Source organism: Mangrovimicrobium sediminis (assembly GCF_004745945.1).
Taxonomy (GTDB): Bacteria; Pseudomonadota; Gammaproteobacteria; order Pseudomonadales; family Halieaceae; genus Mangrovimicrobium; species Mangrovimicrobium sediminis.
Genome location: NZ_SRLE01000001.1, coordinates 93645 through 106899 on the forward strand (window position 1 = coordinate 93645; position 13255 = coordinate 106899).

The 13255-nt window shown below is 65.7% G+C and carries 9 protein-coding genes; 4 read left to right on the plus strand and 5 right to left on the minus strand.

Annotated features, from left to right (window positions below; all coding sequences use genetic code 11):
• Positions 1 to 21: 21 nt before the first annotated feature.
• The 5 genes from eno to E4634_RS00495 form a co-directional block, all read right to left on the minus strand.
• Positions 22 to 1308, minus strand: coding sequence for a phosphopyruvate hydratase (gene eno, locus E4634_RS00475; protein WP_135440636.1), 1287 nt, complete (start codon positions 1306 to 1308; stop codon positions 22 to 24).
• Between the two features lie 23 nt (positions 1309 to 1331).
• Positions 1332 to 2183, minus strand: coding sequence for a 3-deoxy-8-phosphooctulonate synthase (kdsA, locus tag E4634_RS00480; RefSeq protein WP_135440637.1), 852 nt, complete (start codon positions 2181 to 2183; stop codon positions 1332 to 1334).
• A gap of 36 nt (positions 2184 to 2219) precedes the next feature.
• A complete protein-coding gene (pyrG, locus tag E4634_RS00485) occupies positions 2220 to 3851 on the minus strand; it encodes a CTP synthase (RefSeq protein ID WP_135440638.1) in 1632 nt (543 codons plus the stop codon).
• 119 nt (positions 3852 to 3970) lie between these two features.
• Positions 3971 to 5320, minus strand: a complete 1350-nt coding sequence (gene tilS / locus E4634_RS00490) for a tRNA lysidine(34) synthetase TilS (protein WP_167854694.1) — start codon at positions 5318 to 5320, stop codon at positions 3971 to 3973.
• A 20-nt stretch (positions 5321 to 5340) separates the two neighbouring features.
• Positions 5341 to 6291, minus strand: a complete 951-nt coding sequence (locus E4634_RS00495) for an acetyl-CoA carboxylase carboxyltransferase subunit alpha (RefSeq protein ID WP_135440640.1) — start codon at positions 6289 to 6291, stop codon at positions 5341 to 5343.
• A gap of 225 nt (positions 6292 to 6516) precedes the next feature.
• Here E4634_RS00495 and E4634_RS00500 point away from each other — a divergent pair, with 225 nt between their 5' ends.
• The 4 genes from E4634_RS00500 to E4634_RS00515 are packed head-to-tail and all read left to right on the plus strand — an operon-like array spanning position 6517 to position 13241.
• Positions 6517 to 8352: a DUF1302 domain-containing protein gene (locus E4634_RS00500; protein WP_135440641.1), complete on the plus strand. Its 1836-nt coding sequence runs from the start codon at positions 6517 to 6519 to the stop codon at positions 8350 to 8352.
• Between the two features lie 29 nt (positions 8353 to 8381).
• On the plus strand, positions 8382 to 9746 hold the full coding sequence (locus E4634_RS00505) for a DUF1329 domain-containing protein (protein WP_135440642.1): 1365 nt from the start codon (positions 8382 to 8384) through the stop codon (positions 9744 to 9746).
• Positions 9747 to 9756: 10 nt separating this feature from the next.
• On the plus strand, positions 9757 to 10884 hold the full coding sequence (locus E4634_RS00510) for a WD40/YVTN/BNR-like repeat-containing protein (RefSeq protein WP_135440643.1): 1128 nt from the start codon (positions 9757 to 9759) through the stop codon (positions 10882 to 10884).
• A complete protein-coding gene (locus E4634_RS00515; protein WP_135440644.1) occupies positions 10881 to 13241 on the plus strand; it encodes an efflux RND transporter permease subunit in 2361 nt (786 codons plus the stop codon). Before E4634_RS00510 ends, E4634_RS00515 begins: the two co-directional genes overlap by 4 nt.
• Positions 13242 to 13255 lie beyond the last annotated feature (14 nt).

The following is a 13255-nucleotide window of genomic DNA, read 5'->3' on the forward strand; positions in this document are numbered from 1 at the left end:
CCAGCGCACGCCATCGGACCGCTAGCGGCGGAACTCCGCGAGGCCGCGGTACGGCGCGCTGGCGCCGAGTTCCGCCTCGATACGCAGCAGGCGGTTGTACTTGGCCACGCGGTCGGAGCGGCACAGGGAACCGGTCTTGATCTGCCCCGCGGCGGTAGCCACGGCCAGGTCGGCAATGGTGGCGTCCTCGGTTTCGCCGGAGCGGTGCGAGATTACCGCGGTGTAGCCCGCGGCCTTGGCCATGGCGATGGCGTCGAGGGTTTCCGACAGGCTGCCGATCTGGTTGAACTTGATCAGGATCGAGTTGGCGATGCCCTTGTCGATGCCTTCCTTGAGGATTTTCGTGTTGGTGACGAACAGGTCGTCGCCCACGAGTTGTACCTTGTCGCCGATTTTGTCGGTGAGCAGTTTCCAGCCGTCCCAGTCGGACTCGTCGAGGCCGTCCTCGATGGAGATGATCGGGTGGTGGTCGGCCAGGGCGGCCAGGTAGTCGGTGAACTCGGCGCTGGAGAACTTCTTGCCCTCGCCCGCCAGGTCGTAGACACCGTCCTTGTAGAATTCAGACGCGGCGCAGTCCAGCGCCAGCGTGATGTCGCTGCCCAGCTTGTAGCCGGCCTTGTCCACCGCCTCGGCGATGGCTTCCAGGGCCGCCTCGTTGGACGGCAGGTTGGGGGCGAAGCCGCCCTCGTCGCCCACCGCGGTGTTCAGTCCACGCGCGGCGAGCACTTTCTTCAGGTTGTGGAAGATTTCGGCGCCGGCGCGCAGCGCCTCGGCGAAGCTCGGCGCGGCCACCGGTTGCACCATGAATTCCTGGATGTCCACGTTGTTGTCCGCGTGCTCGCCACCATTGAGGATGTTCATCATCGGCACCGGCATGCTGAAGGTGTCGCTGCCGTTGAGTTCGGCGATGTGACGGTACAGCGGCAGGCCCTTGGAGGCAGCGGCGGCCTTGGCGGCGGCCAGGGAGACCGCGAGGATGGCGTTGGCGCCGAACTTCGCTTTGTTGTCGGTGCCGTCGGCGTCGATCATCGCCTTGTCCAGGGCGCGCTGGTCAGCGGCATCGAGACCCAGGGTCAGGTCGCGGATCGGCCCGTTGACGTTGCCCACCGCCTGCAGCACGCCCTTGCCCAGGTAGCGGGACTTGTCGCCATCGCGCAGCTCGAGCGCTTCACGGGAGCCGGTAGAGGCGCCGGACGGGGCGCAGGCGGCGCCGACGTGGCCGCTGTCGAGGGTGACCTCGGCCATGACCGTGGGGTTGCCGCGCGAATCCATGACCTCGAAGGCCTGCACGTTTGCAATCTTGCTCATAGGGCTAACTCCGTGAATGCGTTCTATTCGATATTCAGTTCGGGCAGGGACTTGACCAGCTCGTCCACCGCCTTGACCTGGGCGAGAAAAGGCTTGAGTTGCGCCAGCGGCAGCGCGCTGGGACCGTCGCACAGCGCTTTGTCCGGGTCCGGGTGGGACTCCAGGAACAGGCCGGCCAGCCCCACCGCCATGCCGGCGCGGGCGAGTTCAGCGACCTGGCTGCGACGCCCGCCGGACGCGGCACCGCCCGGGTCCCGGCACTGCAGGGCGTGGGTGACGTCGAAGATCAGCGGCGCATCGCCGCAGGTCTTTTTCATCACGCCGAAACCGAGCATGTCCACCACCAGGTTGTCGTAGCCGAAGTTGCTGCCGCGTTCGCACAGCAGGATACGCGAGTTGCCGCACTCGGCGAACTTCTCAACCACGTTGGCCATCTGCGAGGGACTCAGGAACTGCGGCTTCTTGACGTTGATCACCGCGCCGGTGGCCGCCATCGCGGCGACCAGGTCGGTCTGCCGGGCGAGGAAGGCGGGCAGCTGGATGATGTCGCAGACTTCCGCCGCCGGCGCCGCCTCCTCGGGCGTGTGTACGTCGGTGATCACCGGCAGGCCCAGCTCCGATTTCACCGCGGCGAGGATGGACAGCCCCTCCTCCAGTCGCGGCCCGCGGAAGGAGTGGATCGACGAGCGATTGGCCTTGTCGTAAGAGCCCTTGAACACCAGCGGGATGTCCAGCTCGCGGCACACCTGCGCGTAGTGCTCTGCCACGCGCAGGGTGAAATCGCGGTTCTCCAGTACGTTGACGCCACCCAGCAGCACGAAGGGGGCGCGGTTGTCGATGCGGATACCCGCGCAGCTAACGGTCTGGTCGGACACGGCCTTTCCTCTGCAAAAAGGGAGCTGGGTTGCGCCTCACGAACTCGCGGCGTGCTCGATCGCCGCCCGGATATAGCTGGAGAACAGCGGGTGACCGCCGCGCGGGCGCGAGGTGAATTCCGGGTGGAACTGGCAGGCCACGAACCAGGGGTGATCGACCAGTTCGATCATCTCCACCAGCGAGTGGTCCGCGGACCAGCCGGCAAAGCGCACGCCGGCGGCGCGCAGCTGGTCCAAGTAGTTGTTGTTGATCTCGTAGCGGTGGCGGTGGCGCTCTTCGACCACATCCTTACCGTAGATCTCGCGCACCTTGCTGCCCTCTTCCAGGTGGCACGGTTGCGCACCCAGGCGCATGGTGCCGCCGAGATCGGAACTCTCGTCGCGTTGCTCGGTGCTGCCGTCGGCATTCATCCACTCGGTGATCAGGCCGACGATGGGGTGCGGGGTGCTCGCGTCCATCTCCGTGGAGTGGGCGCCTTCCAGGCCGCACACGTCGCGGGCAATCTCCACCAGCGCCACGTGCATGCCGAGGCAGATGCCGAGGAACGGGATGTTGTTCTCGCGGGCATAGCGCACCGCGGTGATCTTGCCCTCGATACCGCGGTCGCCGAAGCCGCCGGGCACGAGGATGGCATCCGCCCGCTCGAGTACCGCGGTGCCATCGCGCTCGATGTCCTCGGCGTCGATGTAGTCCACCCGCACTTTGGTCAGCGTCTGCAGGCCGGCGTGGGCGAGCGCCTCGTTGAGCGACTTGTAGGCGTCCAGCAGGTCCATGTACTTGCCGACCATGGCCACCCGCACTTCGCCCGCGGTCTCGGTGAATTCGCGCTCGATCACCTCGTCCCACTCGGCGAGGTCGGCGGGCGGGCACTCCAGGCCGAAGCGCTCGACCACGAAGTCGTCGAGGCCGAAGCTGTTGAGGATGCCCGGGATGCGGTAGATGGAATCCGCGTCGATCAGCGGAATGACCGCGCGCTCCTCGACGTTGGTGAACAGCGAAATCTTCTTGCGCGCGCCCTCGTCGATCTCCACCGAGCAGCGGCACAGCAGGACGTCCGGCTGCAGGCCCAGCGCACGCAGCTCCTTGACCGAGTGCTGGGTGGGCTTGGTCTTGATCTCGCCGGCGGTGGGAATAAAAGGCACCAGCGTCAGGTGCATGAGCAGGGCATTGCGCGGGCCGACTTCCACCCGCAACTGGCGCGCGGCCTCGAGGAACGGCAGGCCCTCGATGTCGCCCACCGTACCGCCGATCTCGACCACGGCGACATCCGCGTCGCCGGCGCCGAGGACAATGCGCCGCTTGATCTCGTCGGTGACATGGGGAATCACCTGCACCGTGCCGCCGAGGTAGTCGCCGCGGCGCTCCTTGCGCAGCACCGCGTTGTACACGCGGCCGGTAGTGAAGTTATTGGAGCGCTTCATGGTGGTGCGAGTGAAACGCTCGTAGTGACCCAGGTCGAGGTCGGTTTCCGCACCGTCTTCGGTGACGAACACCTCGCCGTGCTGGAAGGGACTCATAGTGCCCGGATCGACGTTGATATAGGGATCCAGCTTGAGGAGGGTGACCTTGAGGCCGCGGGCCTCGAGTACTGCAGCCAGCGAAGCGGCCGCGATACCCTTGCCCAAGGACGACACAACCCCACCGGTAACAAAGACGTAACGCGTCATGAAATGCCTTTAAAACACGTGTATTCGGGAATACGCAAGCACTCCGCAACGCCCAGCTGTTCGCCGTGGAAGTCCTGCAAAAAGATGGGACGCCAGACTACCAGAAACCCCCTGCCTGCTCAATCCACACTGCACTCAGCGGCGGGCTCCCATTGCAACTGCCACAGGGACTCGCCTGCCGCGGGAACCTCCCGCCAGCGCGAACTGCGGCAGGCGCCCAGCCCGCCCACCGCGAGAATTTCCCCGCCCAGGGCCAGCAGCGGCAGCCGCTCGCGCCACCAGGGTGGCACCTGCGCCTGGCGCATCCAGTCCTTCAGGCTACCCGCCCCGGGCCCGTGCGCCGGGCGACAGGATTCGCCGCCGCGGCGCCAGTGCAGCTCCAGCGCCTCCCGGTCTCCCAGAGCGATCCCGCAGGAGGCGGACGGCTGCAGGCCGAGGCGGCCGAACCCTGGCACTTCCAACGACTGCCCGGGCGTGAGCGGGAGCGAGTCCTGTGGCTGCGGGGCTTGTGGCAACCGGTAGACGCCCTCGCGGTAACGCTGCAGGCGATAACTGCCGGCCCGCAATAGCGGCGCCGCGTCCGCGCGTGCCGAGCGCAGCTGGCCGATGAATTCCCGCAGCGGCGCCTGGTCCGGCAGCGGCAGGCCCTGCCCGCGCAGCCAGTGGCGCAGCCGGCGCGCGGCGGCACCAACATCGCCGGCCAGCAGAGCCTGCAGGTCGACGCCGGGATCACCCATGACGCTGTAGCAGGTGGGCAACACGCTATCGGACGCGGCGAGCGCACGCTCTGCCTCCGCCAGGTGTGCACTGGCGCGGCCCACGGTCTGGCGGTAGGCGGGCCAGCGCGCCTCGATGCGCGGCAGGACCTCGTGTCGCAGGTAGTTGCGATCCAGTTGCGGATCGCCGTTGCTCGGGTCGTCTATCCAGTCCAGAGCGTGCGCCGCGGCGTAGGACTCCAGCGCCACACGCGGCAGCTCGAGCAGCGGCCGCACCAGCCAACCCTGCCCCAACGGGCGCTTCGGTGCCATGGCGGCGAGACCGGCCAGGCCGGCGCCGCGCAGCAGGCGCAGGAACAGGGTCTCGACCTGGTCGTCCAGATGATGGGCGGTAAATACAATGGCGCCGGGTTCCAGTGCTGCGGCCAGCGCCGCGTAGCGCGCCTCGCGGGCGGCGGCCTCGATGCCCTGCCCCGCGGGCGTCACCGCAACCTGTACAGTCCGGCAGGGTACCCCGAGCTGCTCGCAACGCGCGAGGCAGTGGGCGGCCCAGTCGTCGGCCTCCGCTTGCAATGCGTGGTTGACGTGCAATGCCGCCAGCGGCGGTGCCGTGTGCTCGGCGCACCAGCGATGCAGAAGATGCAGCAGGACAGTGGAGTCGAGGCCGCCGCTGAAGGCGACCAGCCAGTGCGGGGCGTCGCGCAGGCCGCGCAACTGGCTATCGAGTTGTGCGAGGTCCAGCGTCGCGGACACGGGACCGGCGCGGCCCGGCGTCAGTTGTTGCCGAAGGAGAGAATCCGCTCGTAACGCTGGCTGAGCAGATCTTCCAGGGGGAGGCGCGCCAGCCGGTCGATCTGGTCTACCAGGTGCTCGCGCAGGCGTTGCGCCATCAGGTCGACGTCGCGATGGGCACCGCCCAGCGGCTCGGGGATGGTGGCATCGACAATACCGAGCTCCTCGAGTACCGAGGACGTCACACCCATCGCCTCGGCGGCTTCCGGCGCGTGCACGGAATCCTTCCAGATGATGTTGGCACAACCTTCGGGGGAGATAACAAAGTAGGTGGAGTACTGCAGCATGGCCAGGTGGTCGCCGACCCCGATACCCAGGGCGCCGCCGGAGCTGCCCTCGCCGATCACAATACACACCAGGGGGGTGGCCAGGCGCGACATTACCGCGAGGTTCTGCGCAATGGATTCGCTGATACCGCGCTCCTCGGAATCGATACCCGGGTAGGCTCCGGGGGTGTCGATCAGGGTGACCACCGGCATCTTGTAGCGCTCGGCCAGTTCCATCAGGCGCAGCGCCTTGCGGTAACCCTCGGGCTTGGGCATGCCGAAATTGCGGTAGACCTTGTCCTTCACCGCGCGGCCCTTCTCCTGGCCGATGACCATGACCGGGCGGCCATCCAGGCGCGCCACACCGCCAACGATGGCCTTGTCGTCACCGAAGCGACGGTCGCCGTGCAGTTCGTCGAACTCGGTGAAGATGCGCGGGATGTAGTCGAGGGAGTACGGGCGCAGCGGGTGGCGCGCCACCTTGACGATATCCCAGGCGCTGAGATTGGCGAAAATCTTTTCGGTGAGCTTGGCACTCTTGTGCCGCAGGGTCTGGATTTCCTCGCTGATATTGAGCTCGTTATCCGAGCTGACCAGCTGTAATTCCTCGATTTTTACTTCCAGCTCGGCGATCGGTTGCTCGAAATCCAGGTAATTCGGGTTCACTGACTCACTGCCCCCTCGCGGTGAAATAAAGCTGCACCCAGTGTAGCCAAATTAGTACCGGACCACCATTCCCCGGCGGCGTCTGGTATTATTCACCCGCTTAATGTTTACTATGCACACATCGTGACAGCGGTACGTCGACGATCCGGCAATCTGCTGCCATACTTCGCACCAAGTATAAAAATCGCGGCTCCCCCCGTAGAGACCGTGTTGGAGGCTATCACCGTGAGAAGACCCGTTCCCAAGCTGTGTCCACTGGCCGCCGGCCTGGCGCTGGCAGGTTTCGCCAGCCAGGCAGCTGCGCTGAGTTTCGAGATGGGGCCCTTCGAGGGCACCTTTACCTCCACCCTGACCGTAGGCGCCAGTTGGCGACTCGAGGACCCGGATAGCGATGTAGTCACGCCGGGCAATACCGCTGGCAAGGGCGGCGCCGCCTCAAGCACTGCCGATGACGGCAACCTCAACTACGAAAAGGGCGACATGTACTCGCTGCTGTTCAAGGGCGTGCACGACCTCGACCTGAACGCCGGCAACTACGGCTTCTTCACCCGCTTCAAATACTGGTACGACTACGCGCTGGATGATGACAAACTGGCCCACGGCAGTGCCGCCAACGATTACGTCCCCAACCAGACGCTGGAGACCGGCGACTTCGAGGACCTGGCCAAGGAAAAAGGCTTCGAGTTCCTCGACTACTACGCCTACGCCAACTTCGACCTGGGCAGCCTGCCGGTGGAAGTGCGCGGCGGCAACATGGTGCTGTCCTGGGGTGAGAGCACGTTCATCCAGAACGGCGTCAACACCATCAACCCCTTTGACGTCACCGCCCTGCGCCAGCCGGGTTCTGAGATCAAGGAAGCCCTGCTGCCGGTGGGCATGGTCTACGCCAACGTCGGCCTCACCTACGACCTCAGCCTGGAAGCCTTCTACCAGTACGAGTGGCAGCGCACCATCATCGATGAGTGCGGCACCTACTGGAGCTCCACCGACCCCTACGGTGGCGGCTGCGACTACCTGACCGCCACCGCGGGCGTATCCGACCGCGAGCAGTTCGAGACCGGCTACGTCATCCCGCGCGCGCCGGACCAGGAGGCCTCGGATAGCGGCCAGTGGGGTGTGGCCATGCGCTACTTCGTCGATTCGCTGAACTCGACGGAATTCGGGCTGTACTACACCAACCTGCACAACCGCACGCCGATCTTCAGCGGCATCAACCCGAGCGAAAACTACGGCGTGCCGTTCCTGCTCGGCTCCAACCCCTATTACTTCTTCGAGTACCCCGAAGACATCGAACTCTACGGCCTTACCTTCGCGACCAACATCGGCGAATGGGCGGTCTCCGGCGAGTTGAGCTACCGGCCGGAATTCCCGCTGCAGATCAACACCGTCGACCTGTTGCAATCGCTGGCCCTGGGCTCCTGGGGCGAGTGGTCGCGGGTCACGCCACGCGCGACCGAGGCAGGAGCGGGCGCAGTGGTGCACGGCTACGATGAGGTCGAGTACACCCAGTTCCAGATGACCTTCATCAAGTTCTTCGAGCAGGTGCTGGGGGCTTCGCGCCTGAGCTTCGCCGCCGAGGCGGCGGGCACCTGGATCGGCGGCATGGACGACGACATCAACTACGGCCGCTCCTCGGCCTACGGTATCGGTGACTTCGAGGAATTCCAGAGCACCCTGTTCAACGTGCCGGTGTCGTGCAATTCCCACCCGTTCCTGGAGGCAGTGGCAGGACTCAAGCCGAACAGCAACGGCGACTACTGTACCGACGACGGCTTCACCGACGACTTCTCCTGGGGCTACCGCGTGCGCGCCAGCCTCGAGTACCCGAGTGCAATCGCCGGCATCAACCTGACCCCGAGCCTCGCCTGGGGCCACGACGTCAGCGGCACCTCGCCGTCGCCCAATTTCATCGACGGTCGCAAGGCACTGAGCCTGGCGCTGCGCGGCGACTACCTGAACACTTACCGCGCCGAGTTGTCGTACACGACCTACTTCGGTGCAGATTATAACGAACAGGAAGATCGTGATTTCCTGTCCCTGAGTTTCTCGGTCGCCTTCTGAGGCGCCATTTCCGCTTTTTGGAGAAAGTCATGCAGAACACCGCACGCAAGCTGATCACCGCTACCCTGCTCTGCCTGAGCTGTGCAGCACAGGCCAAGATAACCCCGGAACAGGCCGCGCGCCTGGGTGGCGACGAACTGACCCCTGTCGGCGCCGAGCGCGCCGGCAACGCCGCCGGCACCATCCCCGCCTGGACCGGCGGGCTGTCGGAACTGCCCGCCGGCTACACGCCCGGCGAGCGACTGGTCGACCCGTACGCCGATGAGAAACCCCTGTTCAACATCAGCGCCGCCAACTACCAGGAGCACGAGGACCACCTGACGGTGGGCCAGATCGCACTGCTCAAGCGCTACCCCGACACCTACCGTATGCCGGTCTACCCGACCCACCGCAGCGCCCGGCTGACGGATGCGGAGTACGCCGCCATCAAGCAGCAGGCCACCGAGGTAGAACTGGCCGAGGGCGGTAACGGCATGATCAACTACAGCGCCTCGGTGCCCTTCCCCATCCCCGCGTCGGGGGTCGAGGTGATCTGGAACCACATCGCGCGCTTCCGCACACCGAACGTGGGCCTGAGCCGCCGCTACACGCAGATTCCGGTGCAGACCAACGGCGCCTTCGCACCGGTGCTGTTCGAGGAACCCAGCATCTACGCCGCCCGTGTGCCGGATAACCCCTACCCCAACCGCCTGTTCGTGTTCATCCAGCGCATCCTGGCCCCGGCACGCCTGGAGGGCGACGTGCTGCTGGTGCACGAGAACATCAACCAGGTTGTCGAACCGCGCTCGGCCTGGATCTACAACGCCGGCCAGCGCCGCGTGCGCCGCGCCCCGAATATCGCCTACGACGGCCCCGGCACCGCGGCGGACGGCCTGCGCACCTCCGACGATCTCGACATGTACAACGGCTCGCCGGACCGCTACAACTGGGAGCTCAAGGGCAAGCGCGAGATTTACATTCCCTACAACAGCTACCGCCTGCGCGACGGCGGCCTGAAGTACTCGGACATCATCCAGCCGGGGCACATGAACCCGGACTACACGCGTTTCGAACTGCACCGTGTGTGGGTGGTGGACGCCACGCTCAAGGAAGGTGCCCGCCACATCTACGCGCGTCGCACCTTCTATATTGACGAGGACACCTGGCAGATCGCGGCGGCGGACATCTACGACGGTCGCGGCGAACTGTGGCGGGTACGCGACAACCACGAGATGATGCACTATCAGGTCTCGGTACCCTGGACCGCAGTGGAAACCCTCTACGACCTTAACTCCGGCCGCTACCTGCTGACCGGCCTGGACAACGAGGAAAAGGGCTACCAGTACAACTTCGACTACCAGGGTTCGTTCGAGGACTTCACTCCCGCCGCCCTGCGTCGGGCCGGTCGCCGGTAAGTCCCAGCCCATGCTGAAACCGATTGCCGCGGCGCCGCTGGTGGCGGCGGGCCTGCTGTTGGCGGGCCCCGCGCCCGCCGAGATCGACTTCGCCACGCTCCCGGCGATCGCACAGCCACGGCCCGCCAGGGTCGCGCTGATGGACCTCACCCGCGCCGGCGAGCGCCTGGTGGCCGTCGGTGAACGCGGCGTTATCGCCTACAGCGACGACAGCGGCGCGAACTGGAGCCAGGCCGCCGTGCCGCTCAGCGCCACGCTGACAGCGGTCAGCTTCGCGGATGCGCAAAACGGCTGGGCGGTCGGTCACGGCGGCGCCATCCTGCACTCCAGCGATGGCGGCGCCAACTGGCTGCAGCAATTCGACGGGCGCCAGGCCAACCAGCAGCTGCTGCAATATGCGCAGGAACAGGTCGGCACCCTGGAACAGGCACTGGACGAAGCGGACCCCGATAGCGAGGCCGGGCAGGACCTGGAAATTGCCATGGAGGACGCCGGTTACCTGGTCGAGGACGCGCAACTGGCGGTGGAGACCGGGCCGGCGGATCCGTTCCTCGATATCCTCATGCTCGACACCAACCGCGGCTTCGCCGTGGGCGCCTACGGCATGCTCTACACCACCAGCGATGGCGGCGAGCACTGGCAGATCAGCATCGGCGGCATCGAAAACCCCTCACGCTACCACTACTACGCCATCGCCAGCGGCGCCGACAACACTCTCTACCTGTGCGGCGAAGCCGGCCTGCTGTACCGCTCGCTCGATGGCGGCACGCACTGGGAACAACTGGACCAGATCTACGAGGGCAGCCTGTTCGGCATTCTCACCCAGGGCGACGCGGTGCTGACCTTCGGCCTGCGCGGGCACATCTTCCGCAGCGAGGACCGCGGCGAGACCTGGACGCGCATCGACAGCGGCGTGGAACAGGGGCTGTATGGCGGCACCGCCCTCCCCGGGGGCGACATCGTGTTGTTCGGCGCCGGCGGCCAGGTCCTGCGCAGCAGTGACGGCGGACGCAGCTTCAGCGCCCGCAATCACCCCTCGCGCTCGACCTTCTCCGAGGGCATTGCCGGCGGCGATGGCGACTACCTGATCGCCGGCATGCGCGGCGTGGTAAGCATGCAATGGGAGCAGCGGCAATGAATGATCACCTGCAATTGCCGCTGACCGACGCCGACGGCGAACTGCGCCCGGCACTGTCGCGCGCGCTGTTCCGTGCCAGGCGCAGCCTGATGACCCTGTTCGCCCTGGTCACCGTGTTCTTCCTGTGGCAGACCAGCCAGCTGCAACCGGACGCCAGCTTCGAGAAGATGATCCCGGTCTCTCACCCGTACATCGCCAACTACCTGGAGAGCCGCGCGGACCTCGCCGGGCTGGGCAACGTCGTGCGCATCATCGTCGAGACGCGCGAGGGCGACATCTTTACCGCCGAGTACCAGGAGCTGCTCAAGCAGATCACCGACGAGGTCTTCTACCTCAACGGCGTGGACCGCTCGGCGCTGCAATCCCTGTGGACGCCGAACGTGCGCTGGCAGGAGGTCACCGAGGAGGGCTTTGTCGGCGGCACGGTGATTCCGGACGGTTACGATGGCGGCGCCCGTGCACTCGAGCAACTGCGCGAGAACACCCTGAAATCCGGCCAGATCGGGCGCATCGTGGCCAACGACTTCCAGTCCGCGATCATCGTCGCCCCGCTGGTGGAGCGCGACCCGACCACCGGCGAGCGCCTGGACTACCACCAGTTGTCCGCGGACCTGGAACGCCTGGTACGCGACAAGTACCAGAGCGAGAACATCAGCATCCACATCACCGGCTTCGCCAAGCTGGTGGGCGACCTGATCGACGGCGCGACCCTGGTCGGCCTGTTCTTCCTCATCGCTTTCACCATCACCGGCCTGACCCTGTTCGCCTACTCCCACTGCTGGCGCCTGACCTTCGCCTCGCTGCTGTGCTCCACCGTGGCGGTGATCTGGCAGTTGGGCCTGCTGCGCCTGATGGGCAAGGGCCTGGACCCCTACTCCATGCTGGTGCCGTTCCTGGTGTTCGCGGTGGGCATCAGTCACTCGGTACAGATCACCAATCACTTCGCGCACACCACCTTCAGCGGCCTGGCGCGGCGGGAGGCAGCACGCCTGACCTTCATCCGCCTGTCCAAGCCCGGCTTCATCGCCCTGCTCAGCGACGGTGTCGGCTTCCTCACCCTGTATGTCATCGACATCCCAGTGATCCAGGAACTCGCCCTGGTCGCCAGTACCGGTATCGCCGTGCTCATCCTCACCAACCTGGTACTGCTGCCGCTGGTGCTCTCGGCCACCGGTATTTCGCGCCGCTGCCTCGCTCACCGGGTGGTCAAGGACCAAAGCCACTTCCGTCACTGGCAGTGGCTGTCCCGAGCGGCAACCGCCGGGCCCGCGCGCAGCATTCTGGTGGTGGGACTGGTGCTGCTGGGGGTCGGGCTGTATTTCGGCCAGTTCCAGAAAATCGGCGACCTCGACCCCGGCGCCCCGGAGCTGCGCCCGGATTCGCGCTACAACCAGGACAATGCCTACCTGGCGGCGCACTACTCCACCAGCACCGACGTCTTCGTGGTCATGGCCCACACCGAACCGCAACAGTGCGGCAATTACCCGTTCATCTCCTCGGTGAATTTCTTCGAGGGCTACATGAGCACCGTGCCCGGCGTACAGTCGGCACTCTCCCTCGTAGACGTTTCCAAGCTGGTGATCATGGGCATGAACGAGGGCAACCCGCTGTGGTTCGACGTCAGCCGCAACCAGTATATTCTCAATAACTCACTGGCACGCGCGCCGAGCAACCTGCGCAACACGGACTGCTCCATGGCGCCGGTGATCCTGTTCCTCGATGATCACCGGGCGGACACCCTGGACGGCGTGGTCAACGCGGTAGAGAGCTTCTCTGCGGAGTACCCCACCGAGGCGGTGGACCTGCGCATGGCCGCCGGCAATGCCGGGGTCGAGGCGGCGACCAACATCGTCATCGCCCAGGCCCAGGACCGTATGCTGCTGTGGGTGTACGGCGTGGTCATCGCGCTGTGCCTGCTCAATTTCCGTTCCCTGCGCATCACCGCCTGCATCATCATCCCCCTGGCGCTCACCTCCATTCTCGGCCAGGCGCTGATGGCGGGCCTCGGTATCGGGGTCAAGGTAGCCACCCTGCCGGTGATCGCGCTGGGCGTGGGCATCGGCGTGGACTATGGCATCTATATTTACAGCGCCCTGCAGCAGAAACTGGCCGATGGCTACGGTCTGCAGGAGGCCTACTTCGAGGCGCTGAAATCCACCGGCACAGCGGTGGCCTACACCGGCCTGACCCTGGCCGTGGGCGTCGGCACCTGGATATACTCACCGATCAAGTTCCAGGCCGATATGGGCCTGATGCTGACATTCATGTTCTTCTGGAATATGCTCGGCGCCCTGGTGTTGCTTCCCGCCCTGGCCTGGCTCATGCAGTCAAGGAAAAGCGCCGTCCCCCAGAACTGATTCGTGGTATCAAT